Source organism: Prolixibacteraceae bacterium, from assembly GCA_019720755.1.
GTDB lineage: Bacteria > Bacteroidota > Bacteroidia > Bacteroidales > Prolixibacteraceae > Halosquirtibacter > Halosquirtibacter laminarini.
Window position 1 is genome coordinate 14,100 of record CP081303.1, and the last position, 19,253, is coordinate 33,352.

Annotated in this window: 18 protein-coding genes; 4 read left to right on the top strand and 14 right to left on the bottom strand. The window is 36.3% G+C overall.

Annotated features, from left to right (window positions below; translation table 11 throughout):
• Nucleotides 1-2: 2 nt before the first annotated feature.
• A complete protein-coding gene (locus K4L44_00065; protein QZE14337.1) occupies nt 3-311 on the bottom strand; it encodes a hypothetical protein in 309 nt (102 codons plus the stop codon).
• Nucleotides 312-586: 275 nt separating this feature from the next.
• Between K4L44_00065 and K4L44_00070 the strand changes: the two genes are divergently transcribed.
• Nucleotides 587-1,159, top strand: coding sequence for a threonylcarbamoyl-AMP synthase (locus tag K4L44_00070; GenBank protein QZE14338.1), 573 nt, complete (start codon nt 587-589; stop codon nt 1,157-1,159).
• A gap of 167 nt (nt 1,160-1,326) precedes the next feature.
• Here K4L44_00070 and K4L44_00075 read toward each other — a convergent pair whose 3' ends face one another.
• The 3 genes from K4L44_00075 to K4L44_00085 form a co-directional block, all read right to left on the bottom strand.
• Nucleotides 1,327-2,028 (bottom strand): DUF2807 domain-containing protein, encoded by a 702-nt coding sequence (locus K4L44_00075; protein QZE14339.1) that lies wholly within the window; start codon nt 2,026-2,028, stop codon nt 1,327-1,329.
• Between the two features lie 22 nt (nt 2,029-2,050).
• Nucleotides 2,051-2,590, bottom strand: coding sequence for a hypothetical protein (locus tag K4L44_00080; protein ID QZE14340.1), 540 nt, complete (start codon nt 2,588-2,590; stop codon nt 2,051-2,053).
• A 149-nt stretch (nt 2,591-2,739) separates the two neighbouring features.
• A complete protein-coding gene (locus K4L44_00085) occupies nt 2,740-3,276 on the bottom strand; it encodes a 30S ribosomal protein S16 (GenBank protein ID QZE14341.1) in 537 nt (178 codons plus the stop codon).
• A gap of 225 nt (nt 3,277-3,501) precedes the next feature.
• Between K4L44_00085 and K4L44_00090 the strand changes: the two genes are divergently transcribed.
• Nucleotides 3,502-4,275, top strand: coding sequence for a hypothetical protein (locus K4L44_00090; GenBank protein ID QZE14342.1), 774 nt, complete (start codon nt 3,502-3,504; stop codon nt 4,273-4,275).
• Here the strand turns inward: K4L44_00090 and K4L44_00095 are convergent.
• A complete protein-coding gene (locus K4L44_00095) occupies nt 4,221-4,709 on the bottom strand; it encodes a RecX family transcriptional regulator (protein QZE14343.1) in 489 nt (162 codons plus the stop codon). The two genes, K4L44_00090 and K4L44_00095, sit on opposite strands and share 55 nt — an antisense overlap.
• A 5-nt stretch (nt 4,710-4,714) precedes the next feature.
• Nucleotides 4,715-5,560 carry a peptide chain release factor N(5)-glutamine methyltransferase gene (gene prmC / locus K4L44_00100; GenBank protein QZE14344.1) on the bottom strand — a complete coding sequence of 282 codons (846 nt, stop codon included), beginning with the start codon at nt 5,558-5,560 and terminating at the stop codon, nt 4,715-4,717.
• Between the two features lie 111 nt (nt 5,561-5,671).
• Between prmC and ribD the strand changes: the two genes are divergently transcribed.
• Nucleotides 5,672-6,751, top strand: coding sequence for a bifunctional diaminohydroxyphosphoribosylaminopyrimidine deaminase/5-amino-6-(5-phosphoribosylamino)uracil reductase RibD (gene ribD, locus K4L44_00105; protein QZE14345.1), 1,080 nt, complete (start codon nt 5,672-5,674; stop codon nt 6,749-6,751).
• A gap of 85 nt (nt 6,752-6,836) precedes the next feature.
• Here the strand turns inward: ribD and K4L44_00110 are convergent, their stop codons facing one another.
• From K4L44_00110 to K4L44_00145, 8 genes are all read right to left on the bottom strand, one after another.
• A complete protein-coding gene (locus K4L44_00110) occupies nt 6,837-7,505 on the bottom strand; it encodes a polyprenol monophosphomannose synthase (protein QZE15926.1) in 669 nt (222 codons plus the stop codon).
• Between the two features lie 315 nt (nt 7,506-7,820).
• Entirely contained in the window at nt 7,821-10,016 is a 2,196-nt protein-coding gene (gene pnp / locus K4L44_00115) for a polyribonucleotide nucleotidyltransferase (GenBank protein ID QZE14346.1), read from the bottom strand.
• Nucleotides 10,017-10,101: 85 nt separating this feature from the next.
• Nucleotides 10,102-10,371: a 30S ribosomal protein S15 gene (gene rpsO / locus K4L44_00120; protein QZE14347.1), complete on the bottom strand. Its 270-nt coding sequence runs from the start codon at nt 10,369-10,371 to the stop codon at nt 10,102-10,104.
• Nucleotides 10,372-10,575: 204 nt separating this feature from the next.
• Complete coding sequence (locus tag K4L44_00125; protein QZE14348.1) at nt 10,576-11,601, bottom strand: NAD-binding protein; 1,026 nt, start codon at nt 11,599-11,601, stop codon at nt 10,576-10,578.
• A gap of 53 nt (nt 11,602-11,654) precedes the next feature.
• Nucleotides 11,655-12,935: a DUF2851 family protein gene (locus K4L44_00130; GenBank protein ID QZE14349.1), complete on the bottom strand. Its 1,281-nt coding sequence runs from the start codon at nt 12,933-12,935 to the stop codon at nt 11,655-11,657.
• Nucleotides 12,936-13,260: 325 nt separating this feature from the next.
• On the bottom strand, nt 13,261-14,541 hold the full coding sequence (locus tag K4L44_00135; GenBank protein QZE14350.1) for an insulinase family protein: 1,281 nt from the start codon (nt 14,539-14,541) through the stop codon (nt 13,261-13,263).
• A gap of 3 nt (nt 14,542-14,544) precedes the next feature.
• Complete coding sequence (locus K4L44_00140; protein ID QZE14351.1) at nt 14,545-15,795, bottom strand: insulinase family protein; 1,251 nt, start codon at nt 15,793-15,795, stop codon at nt 14,545-14,547.
• Between the two features lie 116 nt (nt 15,796-15,911).
• Entirely contained in the window at nt 15,912-16,901 is a 990-nt protein-coding gene (locus K4L44_00145; protein QZE14352.1) for a nitronate monooxygenase, read from the bottom strand.
• A gap of 382 nt (nt 16,902-17,283) precedes the next feature.
• On the opposite strand from K4L44_00145, the gene K4L44_00150 reads away from it, so the two are divergent.
• A complete protein-coding gene (locus tag K4L44_00150; GenBank protein ID QZE14353.1) occupies nt 17,284-19,047 on the top strand; it encodes a chloride channel protein in 1,764 nt (587 codons plus the stop codon).
• Nucleotides 19,048-19,253 lie beyond the last annotated feature (206 nt).

Below are 19,253 nucleotides of genomic sequence, written 5' to 3' on the forward strand. Positions count from 1 at the left end.
GATTAAAAAAAGATAATAAAAAGAACCAAAAGTATTAATAGAAGAATGATGAAAATACGCTGATTTGATTTCTTTTTCTCATTCTGTCCGAAGGCAAAGCCTCCCTTAGTTAATAGCTTTGATTCAGAACGAAAGGATCCTCGGATTGTACCTCCATGATCACTCGTGTTTTTTGAATCAGAGTCTTTCATATTAAGTTCTGCCTTTAAGCGTTCTGTTCGTTCCTTTTTTGCTTCTTCCTCTGGATTATGAAAACGATAAGGTATGTGAAAAGAGCGATTTCGAGGTACGTGAAAAAATTTCATCCCCATATATAATCATATTTAATTTACACAAATATACCTTTTTTTTCCTGTTTGAATATCAAAATAGGACTGGAAAAATAACTTTTGAACATAGCATTTACTTCAAATTAATGGTTGAAATAAAACCTAAAAGAATGGTATCTATTATACCCAAAAGTATCAAAAAAAAATCACTTAGGTCCTTATGGAACTTTGTTTTATAAATAGTTTAACGTTTCTTTTATACACTAGATCCATGCTATTTAAGTATATTTGTTTTCCGTTGCAAAATACTAGTAAAGATGAGATACGAAAAAGAAGATATTAACAAGGCCATAGAGGTTATTCAATCTGGTGGGATTATTTTGTATCCAACAGATACTGTTTGGGGTATAGGCTGTGATGCGACCAATGAGGAAGCAGTCCGCAAGATATACGAGTTGAAGAAAAGATCTGATTCGAAGAGCATGTTAGTTTTAATGGAGAATCCAGGACTAATAGCGCGTTATATTGATATGATGCCTGATGTTGCATGGGAATTGATTGAGGTGACAGAGAAGCCATTAACGATTATTTATCCTAATGCGAAGAACTTAGCACCGAATCTTCTTTCTGAAGACAAAACGGTGGGTATTCGTATCACGGAAGAAAAGTTTACAAGCGATTTGATTCGACGTATTCGTAAGCCTTTGGTTTCTACATCCGCGAATATCAGTGGAGAACCGACTCCTGGTAATTTTGTAGATATTTCTGATGAAATTAAGAATGGAGTGGATTATGTTGTCGAGTTTAGGCAAGGTGATATGGAGAAGAAGCAATCGTCTTCTATCATTAAGTTAGGTGTTGGTGGTGAGATAGAAATTCTGCGAAAATAAAAAAGTAGATTCAAAATATCATATAAAAAGGACTCTTGAGAACAAGAGTCCTTTTTATATGGATGAATACAATTTTCAATATATAAAGTTTGTATATCCGTTATATGTGGATTGCTATTTGTTTAGAAATGAATGAAAAGACTTATTTTCCATCCAAATAGAATCTCTTATTTTTTAACCATAACTTTTCCCCTTCCTACAATTTTCGTGTCAATATCTGGGTTTCCTTTATATAGTACTTGTCCCGAACCGATGATTGTAGCATCTATTTTTCCATTACATGTGATTTCGCATACCCCTGATCCTGATATTTTTATTTTAGCTTTCTTTGTTGGAACGGCCATGCCAAAGAAATCTCCAGAACCTGATATAAGTGCTTTAAATCCAGAAACCTCTGAACAGTTTTTTACTTTAATAGAACCTGATCCTTGAATGTTCACATTCATTTTTTCCGTTTCAAGATAGTCTACAGTAATATCTCCACTACCATTAAGGTTCAAGTCAATGATTCTAGAATTTAATTCATCTTCTACTTTAATCGATCCAGAACCTGCCACATTAAGAGCTTCGATATCAGGAGCAGTTATATATATGTCAATTTTACCAGGTTCCCAATCTTTAAACCATCTGTCATTATTGGTAAAACGGACAATCAATTGACGATCTTTAACTTCTGTAATTATTTTCTGCATTGTAGAAGCTTTGCCCACACGAATTTCAATTGATTGTACATCATCTTGAATGAAGTGTAGTTGTGCTTCAATTTTAAGTGTAATTTCTGAAAAAGGCTCTACCTCTCTCTTTTGGATTTTTTCGGCATGTGCGAATCCAATGATTAGCGTCAATAACGTTGTTAGAAATAATCTCATAGTTATGTGTTCTGATTTATTACTATTCATTCAGATCAAGCAATCCTTCTGGAATATCTAGGTGTATTAACCTTTGTTCATGCAAAATCTGTTTTACAATCTCTGTGTTAAATGGGACCATAACTTCTTCTCCATCTACTTCGATAGAGAGTATTATGTTCCCAGAGAAATCTTCAACTCGAATAACTTCTCCATTTATATCCTTTTGAGTGTCGGTAATATGATATCCTTCAAGGATTGAAAAGTCCGTAATCTCTTCATCAATAATCACGTCTTCGTTAAAGACAAAAATCTTACATCCTACATAAGGATCCACAAGGTCGACATTTTGGTAAGATTTAAAGGAGATATTTGCAGTTTCTCCAGTTCTATAACGCAAGCTATCCTCTTCTATTAAGAAAGGAACTAGTCCTCCTTCAATTTCTAAGAACAGCGACTCTATCTCTTCAAAAGTTTCACCATACGCTGGATTAAACTTAATAATAACTTCTCCTTGTAGTCCATGGGTTCTCATAATATACCCAATGGAGATACATCTATTAATATCTATTTCACGACACATAAATCAACTCTTTTGTAATGTTTACCCCAACAAATAAATGCTGATTATTTACAAAAATAAAAAAGGCGATGGAAATCCATCGCCTTAATACCTTAAATAATTTATCTTAGAAGTTACTAATTATAAAAGTAACATGTCTGATCGATAAATTAAGCTTCAGCAGTATCTGCATCTGCTTCTGGTGCAACTTCTGCTTCAGCAGCAGCAGCAGCAGCTTCAGCAGCAGCATCTGCTTTCTTCTTAGCTAACTCTTGTGTACGAGCTTCTTTGATTTCAGCTTCTTTAGCCAATGAATCTGCTTTAACAGAGTCTTTAGCTGCAGTTAGAGCGTCTTTCTTAGCTTGTTGTTTCACAGCTTTAGCTGCTTTCCATGCTTCGAATTTAGCTTCAGCAGTAGCTTCATCAAATGCTCCTTTTTTCACACCACCAATAACGTGTTTCTTGTAAAGAACACCCTCCTCAGAAAGGATTGATCTTGCAGTGTCAGTAGGTTGAGCTCCCTTTAGCATCCAGTTTAGAGCTTTATCGAAATCAAGCTCGATGGTAGCAGGATTAGTATTTGGATTATATGATCCAATTCTTTCAATGAACTTACCATCACGTGGTGCCCTGCTATTAGCTACAACAATGTAGTAATAGGCATTTCTTTTACGACCGTGTCGTGCTAAACGAATTTTAACTGGCATAATGAAAAATGCTTAATAATATTAATTAATTAATTTGCGTTGCAAAGTTAATATATTTCCCTAATTATTCTATCCTTTAAATCTTTTTATTGCGTTAAAAAACAATATTCTATCCACATTTTCAAAATATTAGAATTGTGATGAGAGGATTATTACATTTTATTTTTACTATTTTTGTTTTGTATGACGTTTCGTGCTTCATAAAACTTTACGCAAAATATCGTTATGAGAATAATATTCAATGTTGTGATTGTATGTATCACACTATTTACCATGGTTTCATGTGGTGACTCTACTTCACTTGATTGGGATGTTGATATCTACACCAAAATTAGAAAGTCAGGGAATGACACTATTTATGCACTTTCAGGATATGCATATGCGTATCAACCTATGTCGAAGGTGTCTGTATCTACTCCCACTTATACTGATGAAGATGGTAAATTTGAAAATTCTCAAGAGATCTCTTTACGTAAATTTATTGGTTTAGATAACTCTTGGATTCTTCCTGGTTTAGACAGTGACTATAGTAAGACATATCCAATCATTGGGGACTACACCTTCTATGCTACAACAAGTGGTGGAGATGCAACATATACTAAAAACAACACCATTAGTAAGAAGGTAATACTTCCTACTAGCTTTGTTTCTGTTATATACGATGCAACATCAGACAGTTATAAGATAACATGGAATTGGATGAGTGGGGTGACGAATTATCGAGTGAACCTTTATAAAGGTGATCTATTGGTCGCACAATCTGGATTGACTAGAGAGCCTATTGCCACCATAACGATTCAAGAGGGGAAAGGTTTTAATGATGTTGCTGTTGCAATAGGAGATGCTGTAAACTTCGAGGTTGTAGGTAATGTTTACGAGACATCTACTTCTAGTAAGATTGAGATACAAGCTTCGATGGTTCAGTCCATTGTTTGGGGAGAAGACTACAATGCCCCAAGCTCTTCATCATCATCTTCTACGGCATCAAGTGCTCGATAGATCTCATCTATTTGAAAACCACGACCTGCGGCATATCGCATTAGTTTTTGCTTTATCTCCCATGGATCATCTGTTTTTAAACTTTTTTGTTTCTTTTGTAACAGCGAGATTAGTTTCTCATTATAGGATTCTTTATCCATCTCTTCCCATACCGTTTCAAAAGTAGACTGAGGCATACGTTTTTGTTGAAGATGAAACCAAATCTTCTGTTTCCCCCATCCATTAAAAGTCATCTTGTCTTTTACATAGTAACGAACGAACCTCTCATCATCCAAAAATTTTTCAACTATAAGTCTGTCAATAATTTCGTTCGCATCAGTCTCTTCAATTCCCCATTGTATCAGTTTCTTTTGAATATCGAAGCTGCATTTTTCAGTTCTACTACATAGTGCTGCCGCTCTATTCAAAGCTTGTTCTTTTGTGTAAGTTTTCATCTGATCTATTTTTTATAAACGGCTTTAATCATACGGTCGTTCCCTGATAAATCTTTTCTCAATGTAATATCTTTGAAACCAATACGCTTTAGTAGATGAACTGTATCATCACCAAGATATTGATTTATCTCAAAGAACAATAGGCCTTCATTATTCAAATGGTCATATGCATATTTTGCAATTTCTCTGTAGAATATGAGAGGGTCTTCATTGCTTACAAAAAGGGCCATATCTGGTTCATGTAGCAATACATTATCTCTCATTTCTACCTTTTCACTTTGTCTAATATAAGGAGGATTGCTAACAACAATATCCCATTTTCGACTCTTAATTTCGGTGGAAATATTCAGTGCATTGTCATGCTTTAATTCCACCTCTACCTCATTTTTAAGGGCATTCTCAGTCGCAACTTGTAACGCTTCTTCCGAAAAATCAATGGAGGTTACTTTCGAGTTTGGGATATTCTTTTTTAGGGTAATAGGGATACATCCACTACCTGTTCCAATGTCTAGGATAGACTGATGTTGGTGCACCTCTTGAATAATCCATTCAATTAGTTCCTCTGTCTCTGGTCGTGGTATAAGTACAGAAGGATTCACACGAAATGTTAGTCCATAGAAGTCTGCTTCTCCAATAATATATTGTAAAGGTTCATCATCTAGAAGTCTTTCGACTGCACTTTTAAGTGAGTTCCATTGCTCTTGTGATGGAGAGGTAAAATCTTTTGTAAACCACTCAATAGACGTGATGTCAAGGAGATGAATCGCCAATATTTTCATCATATTTTGTGCTTCGTAAACATCGTAATGTGATGCCAATGATCTTTGTAGTGAATTGAGTACCTCTTTCATGAAATTACTTTTCAGCATTTTATATCTTTGTCTGCAAAGATACAATCTTATCAGATTGTATCAGAAACTAATCATTTAATTATTGCTACGGTTCTTTTATCGTTATATACTATGGAATATCCTTTTAAAGTTGCATCGAGATATATGCATCGTGCCATTGAGTTGGCACGTCTAGGAATGAGTCGTGTTGCTCCAAACCCTATGGTAGGAGCAGTTGTTGTTTATCATGATATGATTATTGGAGAGGGTTTTCATCAGAGGTTTGGAGAAGCCCATGCTGAAGTCAATGCAATTAATGCAGTAAAGGATAAGTCCTTACTGAAAGATGCCACCATATATGTTACGTTAGAGCCTTGTGCTCATTATGGAAAAACACCTCCATGTGCAGAACTTATTATAAAGAGCGGTATTCCTAGAGTCGTTGTTGGGGTAACAGATCCCTTTGCTAAGGTAAAAGGTAAAGGAATTCAAATGATGAAAGATGCCGGCATACAAGTTGTTGAGTCTTTTTGTGAACCATTGTGTTACCAGCTGAATAGACGTTTCTTTACATTTCATAGACACAAAAGACCATATATCATATTAAAATGGGCTCAGACACTAGATGGTTTTATGGATATTGATCGGACTAAAGAGTATTATGGTCAACCAACTTGGATAACGAATGAGTTGTCTAAAGTGGCCGTTCATAAGACCAGGGTTGACGAAGATGCTATTATGGTTGGTACCCAGACTGCTGTGAAAGATAATCCATCTTTGACTGTTCGAGAATGGGCACAAGATAAGCATCCTCTTCGTGTTTTACTAGATCTAAATAGTCGTGTTCCTAGAACACAAGCTCTTTTTGATGGAGCAATCCCAACAGTAATCTACACCTATACCGAAGAATCATCTCTCCCAAATACAACGTTTGTTTCAATTGATAAAACCAAAGGTTTGTGGCAACAAATACTCTCTGATCTTCATGAAAGAAATATTCAATCTTTAATAGTAGAGGGAGGCCCTACGACACTGCAGTCTTTAATCAAAGAGTCCCTTTGGGATGAAGCAAGAGTCTTTTTAGGGCATGGCTTTTTTCAGTCAGGAGTGCGTGCACCCGAGTTTCCTGGAACGATGGTTAGTCGTGATTATCTTGATGATTCTAGTTTAATTGTTTTGCGTAGAGAAATAGACAACCATGAAAACTTGTAGAAAGTTATCGAACTAAATAGAGAAGTCTTCTTTTTCATTAAGAAGACTTTTGTATTTAAATTTCTCAGTCAAGAGGAGTATTTATCTATTTATACTTGCGAAAAAAGCTTCGAAATTTCATCTTCATAACACCAAAAAAAGCTTCGCCAAAAATACCACCACTCATCTTAGAAGTTCCTTCTTGTCTATCGGTAAATATGATAGGAACTTCTTGTACATTAAAACCATATTTCCATGAAGTGAATTTCAACTCAATTTGAAAGCCATAGCCCTTCATGCGTATTTTATCGAAAGGTATTTTCTCAAGCACTTCTTTTTTATAGCATTTAAATCCTGCTGTAGCATCCATTATAGGCATTCTTGTTATCAATCTTACATACATTGAAGCGCCATAAGACATTAATACTCTTCCTAATGGCCAATTGATCACATTAATGCCGGATATATATCTAGAACCAATTGCTAGATCCGCACCGTCCACACATTTTTGTCGTAGTCTGATCAAATCGTCTGGATTGTGAGAAAAGTCCGCATCCATTTCGTATATATACTGATAATTGTGTTTTAGAGACCACTTAAAACCATGGATATATGCTGTACCTAGTCCTAGTTTACCCGAGCGATGTTCAATAAAGAGACGGTCTTTGAACTCATCCAACATATTCGTAACAATTTGTCCTGTGCCATCAGGAGAACCATCATCAATAATTAGTATATGAAAATCATGTTCGAGATTCATGACATAACGAATCATCTTTTCAATATTCTCTTTTTCATTATATGTCGGGATGATAACGATAGAATCTTTCACGTGTCTTTATTTTTTTAATTGTTTCTACTTTTCTTATTCTATATCCTTGTTAAGATTACGAAACTTTTGTGAGAAAAAAAAGAGCTAATATTTTATTTCATGTTTTAATTTGACTTAATCTTTTGAGAGCTCTATCCTGAAATATCTATCTTGTTGACGAATCATGAATAGATAAAAAAAGCCTACTTTCATAAGGAAAGCAAGCTTTTTTATCGTTCGTTCGTAAAAAGTAATACCTATCGTAAAAGTTTTACTTAATTAATTCTTAGGGCGGCGATTGCCACCATTTTCTCTGCGGTTACCACCTTCTCTATTGTTACGTGGTGGGCGCTCTTTATAACCTTCTGGTTTTGGAAGAAGTGCTTTACGAGAAAGTTTTAGCTTTCCTGTTTTGCTATCTACCTCCACAAGCTTAACCTCAATAATATCTCCTTCTTTCATTAGACCATCCATGGTCTCATGACGTGACCAGTCGATCTCAGAAATGTGTAGAAGACCATCTTTTCCAGGAATAATCTCAATAAATGCACCAAATGCAACAATTGATTTTACTTTTCCTTTGTATACTTCTCCAACTTCAGGAACGGCAACAATACCTTTGATACGTGCTACTGCAGCTTCAATAGTCTCTTTGTTTGTAGCTGAAATCTCAACAATACCGTGTCCATCTTTTTCTTCAATAGAGATTACTGATTGTGTCTCTTCTTGAATCTGTTGGATGATCTTTCCACCAGGTCCAATGATCGCACCAATCATATCTTTTGGTACAGTCATCTTCACAATACGTGGAACGAAAGGTTTGTAATCGTCGCGTACTTCAGAAATTACCTCTTCCACTTTACCCATGATATGAAGACGTCCCTGACGTGCTTGCTCAAGAGCTTGTTCAAGAACTTCGTATGGTAAACCATCTACTTTGATATCCATCTGAGTAGCTGTAATACCATCTTTTGTCCCTGTAACTTTAAAGTCCATGTCTCCTAGGTGATCTTCATCACCAAGAATATCTGAAAGAACAGCAAATTTCTCGTTGTCTGTGATCAATCCCATCGCAATACCTGTAACAGGCTTTTTGATCTGAACACCTGCATCCATTAGTGCCATTGTTCCAGCACATACAGTTGCCATAGACGACGATCCATTCGATTCAAGTACGTCTGAAATAACACGTACAACATATGGATAATCTTTAGGGATCATTCCTTTTAAGGCACGATAAGCTAAATTACCATGACCAATCTCACGACGAGATATACCTCTTGGGGTACGAGCCTCACCAGTACAGAATGGAGGGAAATTATAGTGCAATAAGAAACGCTCTCTACTTTGAAGAGTTGCATTGTCAATAATCTTCTCGTCAGACTTTGTTCCCAAAGTAACAGAAGTTAGAGACTGTGTTTCTCCACGAGTGAAGACAGCCGAACCGTGTACACGTGGTAAATAATCTACTTCTCCCCAAATAGGACGGATCTCAGTAGTTTTTCTACCATCTAAACGTTGGCCTTCATCTAAAATACATCTACGAACTGCATCTTTATGAACATCGTGAAAGTATTTATTGATAAGGAAATTATTAATTTCACTATCTTCTTTACCTTCTGTGTAAGAAGAAACAAACTCTTCTTTGATCTCAGAAAACAATTGACTACGCTTATGCTTATCTGCAAGTCCTCTTGAGGCTACCTCATAGCATTTGCTATAACACTGCTCATTAACCAATGCAAGAAGGGCTTCGTCAGACTGTTCGTGACAAAACTCACGTTTTACTACACTTAATGTTTCTGCTAGTTCTGCTTGTGCAGTACATTGCAAACGAATGGATTGGTGGGCAAATTTAATTGCATCAAGCATCTCTTTTTCAGACACCTCATCCATTTCACCCTCTACCATCATGATGTTATCGTAAGTTGCACCCACCATAATATCTAGATCTGCCTCTTGCAATTGATCATAGGTTGGATTGATCACAAATGATCCTCCAATACGAGCCACACGAGCTTCAGAAATATATGTTTCAAACGGAACGTCTGAAACTGCCAAAGCTGCTGATGCAGCCAATCCCGCAAGGGCATCTGGCATATCACCCTCTCCTACTGAAAGAAGAGAGATCATTACTGCTGTCTCTGCATGATAATCGCTTGGGAAAAGCGGACGTAAAGCACGGTCAACCAAACGAGCAACTAGAATTTCGTCGTCTGATGGACGTCCTTCTCTCTTGGTAAAACCTCCAGGAAAGCGTCCTGCCGCAGAAAATTTCTCACGGTAATCTACCGTAAGTGGCATGAAATCAACATCATCTTTTGCCTCAGTAGAAGAAACTACTGTTGCCAATAACATTGTATCACCCATTCTTACTACAACCGATCCATCGGCTTGCTTTGCCAGTTTTCCAGTCTCGATAGAGATCTCTCTTCCATCGCCTAGATCGATTGTTTTAACTACAGGTTGAATCATAATTTCAAAAAATTAATAATCGAAAGATAAATGGGTGGGGCCTTTCGAAAACAGAAAAGAGAGGGCAAACCCTCTCTTTAGAAAATTATTTACGCAAGTTAAGTTCTTTGATAATCGCACGGTAACGCTCGATATCTTTTTTCTTTAGATAGTCAAGCAAGCTACGACGCTTACCTACCAACTTAATTAGTGCATGTTGTGTAGAGAAATCTTTGCGGTTTTTTTTCAAGTGCTCAGTAAGGTGAGCAATACGGAATGTAAACAACGCAATTTGTCCTTCTGCAGAACCTGTGTTTGTTGCTTTCTCTCCGTGTTTAGCAAAAATTTCTTGTTTCTTTTCTGAAGTTAAATACATCTTAGAATATTTTAAATAATGATACAATATCTACGCAGCAGCATTTTATATTATATGGCAACCGCGCAGAATTAACTAAAAATCGGCTCAAAGTTAATATTTTTTACCGACTCTTCTTCATCACAAACTTATTATTTTGAATAATTGTTTTGAATGCGCAATAAGGTGAAATACAGCATTATACTTATAACTCATTACACACCTCTATTTCCCTCTTTCTAAGGTCTTCTTAAATTGTCCTACTTGTATTATTGAACCTAAAATAAACACTTTGTCTGTTCTCTGTATTACATCGTTATTTTGAGGATTGAAGATATATTTACCACTTCTCTGTTTTATACCTACAATATTTACTCCTGAACGATCAACATTTTTTAACTCCTCTATGCTCTTTCCTTCAAATGATGGGCACATATAATTACAACCAATCTCCTCTAGAGAGACATCTTTGTTACTTTGGAGTAACACATATTCCATAAATTCTACGACATCTGGTTGCATTACCAACTTACTCATTCGTTGGCCTCCCATTCTTTCAGGCATAATTACGTTGTTCGCTCCAGCTCTTTTGAGTTTCATATCAGATCCTCGTTCAGATGCCCTACTGATAATTTTTATATTGGGATTCATCTCTCTTGCCGTTAAAACAACAAATACATTGTCTGCATCGTTGGGCGTCGTTGCAATAAGGGCTTTGGCTCTATCTATACCTGCAGATATTAGCACTTCTTCGTGCGTCGCATCTCCTTTTATGTATAAAAGTTCGGGATGTTCCTTTACATGATCAATAACATTATCTCGCTTCTCAATGATTACAAACTCTTGATTATGATCTAGTAGCTCTAAACATGCTTGTTCTCCATTACGACCGAAACCACAAACAATCACATGGTTCGTAAGTTTATGTATGCGTTTATTCACTCTATTATTTTTAATGTATTCAAAAAGTTCTCCTTCGACAATAAATGTTACTACTGATGTACCTAAATATGCCAAATTACCCAATGACATAAGTATCAACCCAGAAGTAAATAGACGACCCATCTCGCTTAAAGGTTTGATCTCTCCAAAGCCTACTGTAGATATCGTTATGATCGTCATGTAAAGTGCATCAACAAAAGAGTAATCTTCAATAACTTCATATCCAACAATTCCAAAAGTTAGTATTAGCATAAATATGGAGATTCCAATACGTAAAGTTTTGGTTGATTTATGTTTAAATTGATTCATCTATTTTATTATCCATTTTTTGGCTTGTATCAAATGTACCATAATTTTAAAAATTACCGACCTAAATTTTTGAATAATATCTGACCAATATCACATTCTAGACACCTGTGTTTTGAACAGTAGTGGTGATGAAGAGATATGAGTGCTTGAGAGTCCATTGCATGTTTTAACTTAAAACCTCGGTCACTCCATGTTTTGCTGATGAAATTTTTTTCATATGTTATCGATTCAAGCCATCGTATTCCTTTCTCTTTCCACTCCTGTCTATTCAGCCGATCTCCATAAACCATCATGAATGGAATGATTGTATTTATTACAATACTATTCATTGAGTTTTTGCTTAATTTTTTACTTTTTACTGCTCCCTGCTTACCAAACCGGAAATGACGAAGCCAATATTCTGAAGGGGTCACTTGATACATTGCTTCTAATTCGGAAACTTTCGTCTTCTCTACTGTCTGTGAGAGCAAATGGGTAGAGCTAGATAGCAGTGAAACAAACTGAGCAATTCTTAAGGTTGGAAAATTATATGGACGAGTCCGCATAAATTTCCACATTCCTCTATTTAGCGGCTTCAATTCATATTTGTTTTGAAGAAATTTATACTCCTCTATCAACCCTTTTTCCCATGTACTATCTCCTTTCGTTGGAAGAAGTCCTGATTGTCCAAAATATAGGGCTTCCAATCTTTGAAGACTGCTACGCTCTTTATATAGTATTTTAAGTGGTACTGATCTTGCCAACTGCTCCATAGCATCGCTATTAATTCTAAACCCAAAACTTCTTGCGAGAAGATAATAGAACACATGTTGCCAATCATTAAGACTCCATTCCAGCATATGAATCATTGCTTGGGATTTCTCCTCAATTCGTGAAATAGCATGTCGCTGAAGAATAAAGTGAAAGTGGACTGCAGAAATTTTGTCGGGAGAAATATCACATCTCAACCAATTGTTACAAGCTTGCCATGAATCTAGTTTATCGGTAAATTTGGGTAGCAACACAATGGCTAAACATGGAATCGGTTCTCCCCATCTATGCAAAACTTTTCGATCCTCTTTTAACACAACATGAAGGATAACATTTTCGTATGATGAATCCTTATGATGATTATGCTCATACCATTCGGAGGATCTGTTATGTATTTCAACATTTCCGACCCATAAGGTGCTATCTATTCGTATACGAGCTTGAAAAAAATCTGGACCAGAATCTTTATTTATATAACCAGGATGTAGTATCTCTATGGGTTTATTACAAGTAGTTCTAAGATTTTTATAATGAAAAAGTCTATACTGCCATGCCAACTGTATGTGATGTTCTGATATCTTCATTTCCTGACGATATTGTAAATAATATTACAGTTTAATTATCTACTTAGTACAAACAGACGTGGTATATTGTTTATGTTTTAGAGGAGGATACGTTTTAAATCTATAAAATATCCATGGAAGGGGGGAGGTGATAGCAATAATATGTGAAGCGACTGGGATCAAAATAGATACACTCAAACCAAAGAAATATCGGCAAGAATTGATTTGTAAAATATACCAGTTCTTGTCAATAATGATTTGAGATAGATGAATCAAATCAATTGGAAAAATAAGGGATGTCTTTTTTGCGTTGACATCCCTCTTATGCTATAAAGAGCACATTTTGTTAAAATTGACCTGCAATAACAGTAATTGTTTGGTCCTCTTTAAAGTAACGTTGTGCTATTTCAAGAATCTCTTCTGGTGTAACAGACTGTATGGTATGAATGAGTTTCTGATAATGATCCCATTCTAAACCGAATCCAATTAACGACTCAAGTGTATTTGCTCGTGCAAAAGGACCATCCACTTCACTCATTATTTTACTCATCATATAAGAACGAACCATATGCATTTCTGCTTCTTCGATCTTTTCAGTTCTCAATCGTTCGATCTCTTTATTGATCTCTTCTAATGCTGGAGTGCAAACATGAGAACCAACCTCAGAAAAAATAAACATGGCTCCACCTGCTTGGAAAGAGAGGTAAGATGCTCGTATACCATAAGTATAACCTTTATCTTCTCGTATATTCATATTCAACCTAGAACCAAAATAACCTCCAAGAGCAGTGATTAGAAAGCGCAATTTGAAATAGTCATCTCCCATTTTATTTGGAAGAGGAATTCCCATTGCAATAGCATTTTGTGATGCTCCTTTTTTCTCTATCTTCTCTGTTCCAAAAGTTGGATTAAAAGCAGAGGATTGATTCGTTGAGAGAGAGGTCTTTTCCCATGAGGTATTTCCAAAAAGAGAGCCAATACGATCTACGGATTCTTCATTTGCTTTACCACAAACAATTAAGTTAAGATCATTGGGACGATAATTTTCTTGATGAAATGAAATTAGATCTTCACGGGATATATGGTTGTAAACATCGATATCCTCGAAAGGAGCATATGGATGATCTTTCCCCATCAACATTCTGAAAAAGCGTCGTTGTGCCATCACGCTTACCTTCTGGCTATCCTCCGCAAATTTGTGAAGCCTTTTGGTCTTTAATATATCAAACTCTTTTTGTGGAAATATTGGATTGTGTATGACCGATTCTAGTGAAGGGAGTAATGGCTCAAGGTGTTTTGAAAGAGTTAAAAAAGATAATACACTATAGTCATAGCCAGGAGTGATATGTAGATAGGCCCCGTAGTAATCAAGTTGTTCTGCTAGCTGTTGGGCTGTGAAATCGGTTGTCCCTTCGGTTAACATTTTGGCTGTCATCGACGATTGCAGAGGTTTGCCTGCCGCCTTGAGGCCTGCATGAAACATGACATCAATCTTAATAAGGTCTTGTTCTCCTGCCACCAAATTATGAAGAAGCGTGCCATTCTTAAGACTTTTGGTCTCTACATTAGGGAGATCAATACGACTAACAGGCTTATGTGATGGTGCTTTAGTTCTAAAATTAGACATGGATTATGACTCTTTTGTTGTGTTACTTAAATAGAATATTTCATTACAGTTATCTTCTGTAAAGGTCTCATGAGCAAACTCTTGGAGCTGTTCTCCAGTTATTTCACGGTACTTATCCACTTGTGTGTTGATCAAGTCGATATCCCCAGATAGTTCATATGCTGCTAGTTGCATCGCTTTATCCAAATAGCTGCTTTCAGAGTATAGGAGGTTTGCTTCGAATTTATTTTTGATCTTTTCTAACTCTCGTGTTACAATTTTATTATTCTTTAGTGCTTCCAGCTCTTCAAAGACTGCCTTTTTTGCCTCTTCAAGATCCACTCCATCAGATGGTTTTCCTATGATAAGAAATAGTCCTGGATCTTCTTCTCCTGAAATGAAAGCATCGATGTCGATAAAAAGTTGCTTCTCTACAACCAACTTCTGGTAGAAACGAGAAGAATTTCCAGAAGCAAGAATATCTGAAGTGAAATCACCACAACGATAATTAGTCGTGTTTTTGGCTCCCATATGCCAACTCCAAATCAACATATTGTTCGGAACATCCCTATAAACCGTTTCTGTTTTAAATCCTTTTTGTTTTGGTTCAGATGGATAATTTCGAGGCTTGATAGCTCGTGAAGGAATCGATCCAAACCATTTTTCTGCTAAAGATACTATTTGATCGAACTCTACATTTCCCGATGCAACAAGAATTGCATTATTGGGTGCGTAGTGTTCGTAAAAAAATGTCTTCACATCTTCCAATGTCGAATCTTCAATATGTTTTATCTCTTTTCCTATGGTAGGCCATTGGTATGGATGCTTCTCATATGCCTGCTTACGAATTAAATGCCAAATATCCCCATAAGGTTGGTTGATGTAGTTTTGTCGAAACTCTTCTATTACAACTTGCTGTTGTGTTAAAAAACTCTTCTCTGAAAAAGCCAAGGAAAGCATTCGGTCTGATTCGAGCCAAAATCCTGTTTCAATATTATCTGCAGGAAGTGTTAGATAATAGTTGGTAATATCATTTGATGTAAATGCATTGTTATTACCTCCCACTTTTTGAAGCTCATGATCATAGTCTGGAATATTTATAGAACCTCCAAACATTAGATGTTCAAAAAAATGTGCAAATCCAGTTTGATCTGGAGATTCATCTTTTGCACCGACACGGTATAGAACGTTTAATGCCGCAAAAGGAGTGGTTTTGTCTTGATGAACAACTACCCGTAGGCCGTTTTCAAGAAGATGTTTTTTGTATTGGATCATATGTGCTTAGTAATGAAATGGAGGAGGTAATCCTCTTAAGTCTGCTTAATTAAAAAATCCCATAAAGAGATCTTTCTCTTTATGGGGCAAATGTAATGAATATATATTGAAGCATTTTAAAAACGATATTGTTCCTCGTTTACAATTTTATCTCTAGCTTCGTTGTACTCCGAGAGTAGCATGGTAAAGATGTCTGAAACCGATTTTTCTTTTTCAATCATAGACGATACTTGTCCAATCTCTAATTCGCCTTCCTCTAGTTCCCCTAGAAACATCCCTTGTTTGGCACGTCCTTTTCCTAAAATTTCTCTTAGACTTTCAGGAGTAGCCCCAGCTCTCTCCATTCCTTGAACTGTTTGGTAAAAGTGATTGTTTAACAATCGTACAGGAGCCAAACTTTTTAATGACAGTTTTGTATCTCCCTCTTTTGCCTTGAATACGGTCTCTTTGAAGTTGGAGTGTGCCGAGGACTCTTTTGATACCGCAAAGAGAGATCCTATCTGTACTCCATCAGCACCAAGACTATGTGCAGCCAACCATGCTTGACCAGAACCTATTCCTCCTGCCGCAATAACGGGTAGGGAGGTTGATCTTCTAACCTGAGGTATCAAAGTTAATGTCGTCGTCTCTTCTCTTCCGTTATGACCTCCTGCTTCAAATCCTTCGGCAACAATTGCATCTACACCAGCATCTTCACATTTTTTTGCAAAAAGAGAACTTGAAACCACATGAACTACTGTGATTCCATGAGATTTGAGTGTTTGAGTCCATTTCTTAGGACTACCAGCCGAAGTGAAAACGATCTTAACCTTCTCTTTGATGATTATATCAATGATCTTATCTAATTCGGGGTAAAGTAACGGCAAATTAACCCCCCATGGTTTGTCCGTTGCAGATTGCATTTTTTGAACATGCTCTCTAAATGTCTCAGGATGCATTGACCCAGCACCTAGAAGCCCTAATCCACCTTGATTGGACACTGCTGATGCAAGTTTCCAACCAGAACACCAAACCATACCTCCTTGTACAATGGGGTATTTTATATTAAAAAGTTTACATATTTTATTCATGATACTACCTAATTGGAGATTAACTGAATTGGTCATCTTCAAGATTACCAAATGATTAATCAAATATATAACAAAAGGTGTGGATTAAAAGTTCTTTAAGTCCTTTTTTAAATAATCGTTGGTGAATCTTTTAAAGTATTTTCATCGTGTCCTCTTTTAAGGTTAATTCGAAGTACTTAGTAGCTCTTATGATGACATAATAGTTACCCTTTAGATACCCTTTGATTACCTTTAGAGTAACCAAAGGGTAACTAAAGGGTAACCAAAGGGTATCCAAAGTACGCTTTAACTCATATTGAAATGGCTTTAAAAACACACAAATTAGGTTATATAACATGTCCTTGAATAGGTGTCAAGCGAACTAGTCGTTTAGTTTTGTGTTATCAAGTTTAATAGGATGAAAGATTTGTAGAGATTTATGACACCGATTGATAGAATTTACTCTTGGCAGAAGAGACACCTTTCGCCTCGTACTTTATTATATTTACTAAGCATTGTTATTGGCATTGCTGCTGGATTGGCCGCAGTGTTAATAAAGAATTCGGTAGGGATGATGCACCATTTCGTTGCATTTGCGTTTCCCGTTGCCTTTCAGGAGTATTTACGGTTTATTCTTCCTTCGATAGGTCTTCTTTTGGTGCTGATATTTATTCGATATATCAATAAAAAGCCTGTAGGTCACGGTATTCCTAGTGTATTATATGCCATATCTCAAAATGAAGGAAAGATTGAAAAACATAATACCTACTCATCCATTATCACAAGTGCTCTGACTGTTGGGTTTGGAGGTTCTGTTGGATTGGAGGGTCCTACCGTTGCTACGGGGGCTGCCATTGGTTCTAATTTGGCTTCCACTTTCCGCTTGACATACAAACAGATGGTTATCATGCTTGGTTGTGCTTGTGCTGGAGCAATGGCAGCCATTTTTAAAGCGCCTATCACGGCGATTGTATTTGCTGTAGAGGTGATTATGATCGACTTAACAGCCATCTCTTTAATTCCTTTGATTCTTTCTTCTGCTACGGCAGTGTTGATATCCTATTTCTTTTTAGGAATGAAAGCAATCTATTTTGTGCCTATATCGCAAGGATTAGAACTGGGGGACCTTCCTCTTTATATTATTTTAGGTGTGTTTACAGGTCTGGGAACGGCTTATTTCAATAAGGTTTATCGAATGGTGTCTCGTTGGTTTCGTCATATAAAAAGCCAAACAAGAAGGTGGTTATGGGGAGGTATTACATTGGGCATCTTAATTGTTCTTTTCCCTCCTCTTTTTGGGGAAGGATACGAAGCAATAAATGGATGTCTAGAGGGTAATTTTAGTTATTTACACCAATTTTTGTTGGTCGATTTTGTGAGTAATTGGGAGTATGGTATCTACTTGATGGTGCTATTTCTAGTCCTGTTTAAAGTTTTTGCAACTGCCATCACTTTTGGGGCTGGTGGTGTTGGAGGTATTTTTGCTCCGACTCTTTTTATGGGTGCTCATGCTGGAGTTTTGTTTGGTATGATTGTTCAGAAACTGTGGTATCCTGAGATGAATTTAACCACTTTTGCACTATTAGGTATGGCCGGAATGATCGCTGGAACACTTCATGCTCCTTTGACAGGTGTTTTCTTAATAGCCGAGATAACAGGAGGTTATACTCTATTAGTTCCTTTGATGATTGTTTCAGTAATATCATTTATGGTGACCAAACTGTTCTTTGGAAACTCAGTATATACTTATCAATTGGCAAAAAGGAATGAGTTAATGACGCATGATCGCAATGAGAATGCTCTCTCCATGATGCGTACTTATGACATCATTGAAGACGATTTTTATCGGTTGGATGTATCTTCCAATTTAGGCGATTTGGTAAAAGGGATTGAGAAAAGCTCTCGTAATCTATTCCCCATAACAGATGCCAAGGGTAAACTGGTTGGAATGGTGAAAATGGATGATGTTCGTCAATTTATCTTTAAACCAGAGAATTATGATCAGATAATGATTAAAGATTTGATGTACTATCCAGATTTTGTGTGTCAAGTATCTTTATCAATGAAAGAAATTGTGGAAAAATTTAATAGTTCAAGGCATTATAATATGGCTGTAGTGGATGATAAAGGAAAATATTTAGGCTTTATATCTAGAGCAAATGTATTCTCGGTTTATCAGAAAATGTTGAATAAAATTATGTAGCTATATTTCTTTCAGACATAACTGATTTTTCTCGTTTCAATGGTCTCGTCTAAAGCGTTGTGTTATTTCAATTGCCTTTATGGTCCGTTTGATTTTGAGGTTTGACATTTCAGTCTTCGATCACGCTGATTTGAAAACAAAGAAGAAGACTGTCGTCATATAAATGAGACAGCCTCTTTATTTTTATATTATGAAGGTCTTCATTA

Excerpts from the sequence above, each read along its gene's own strand:
- K4L44_00140 (QZE14351.1), bottom strand. The coding sequence starts at position 15,795 with ATGATCCAATACAAAAAACATCTTCTTGAAAACGGCCTACGGGTAGTT.
- K4L44_00150 (QZE14353.1), top strand. The coding sequence starts at position 17,284 with ATGACACCGATTGATAGAATTTACTCTTGGCAGAAGAGACACCTTTCG.
- K4L44_00095 (QZE14343.1), bottom strand. The coding sequence starts at position 4,709 with ATGAAAACTTACACAAAAGAACAAGCTTTGAATAGAGCGGCAGCACTA.
- ribD (QZE14345.1), top strand. The coding sequence starts at position 5,672 with ATGGAATATCCTTTTAAAGTTGCATCGAGATATATGCATCGTGCCATT.
- rpsO (QZE14347.1), bottom strand. The coding sequence starts at position 10,371 with ATGTATTTAACTTCAGAAAAGAAACAAGAAATTTTTGCTAAACACGGA.
- K4L44_00070 (QZE14338.1), top strand. The coding sequence starts at position 587 with ATGAGATACGAAAAAGAAGATATTAACAAGGCCATAGAGGTTATTCAA.
- K4L44_00075 (QZE14339.1), bottom strand. The coding sequence starts at position 2,028 with ATGAGATTATTTCTAACAACGTTATTGACGCTAATCATTGGATTCGCA.
- K4L44_00085 (QZE14341.1), bottom strand. The coding sequence starts at position 3,276 with ATGCCAGTTAAAATTCGTTTAGCACGACACGGTCGTAAAAGAAATGCC.
- prmC (QZE14344.1), bottom strand. The coding sequence starts at position 5,560 with ATGAAAGAGGTACTCAATTCACTACAAAGATCATTGGCATCACATTAC.
- K4L44_00080 (QZE14340.1), bottom strand. The coding sequence starts at position 2,590 with ATGTGTCGTGAAATAGATATTAATAGATGTATCTCCATTGGGTATATT.
- K4L44_00090 (QZE14342.1), top strand. The coding sequence starts at position 3,502 with ATGAGAATAATATTCAATGTTGTGATTGTATGTATCACACTATTTACC.
- K4L44_00145 (QZE14352.1), bottom strand. The coding sequence starts at position 16,901 with ATGACCAATTCAGTTAATCTCCAATTAGGTAGTATCATGAATAAAATA.
- K4L44_00110 (QZE15926.1), bottom strand. The coding sequence starts at position 7,505 with ATGATTCGTTATGTCATGAATCTCGAACATGATTTTCATATACTAATT.
- K4L44_00135 (QZE14350.1), bottom strand. The coding sequence starts at position 14,541 with ATGTCTAATTTTAGAACTAAAGCACCATCACATAAGCCTGTTAGTCGT.
- pnp (QZE14346.1), bottom strand. The coding sequence starts at position 10,016 with ATGATTCAACCTGTAGTTAAAACAATCGATCTAGGCGATGGAAGAGAG.
- K4L44_00125 (QZE14348.1), bottom strand. The coding sequence starts at position 11,601 with ATGAATCAATTTAAACATAAATCAACCAAAACTTTACGTATTGGAATC.
- K4L44_00065 (QZE14337.1), bottom strand. The coding sequence starts at position 311 with ATGGGGATGAAATTTTTTCACGTACCTCGAAATCGCTCTTTTCACATA.
- K4L44_00130 (QZE14349.1), bottom strand. The coding sequence starts at position 12,935 with ATGAAGATATCAGAACATCACATACAGTTGGCATGGCAGTATAGACTT.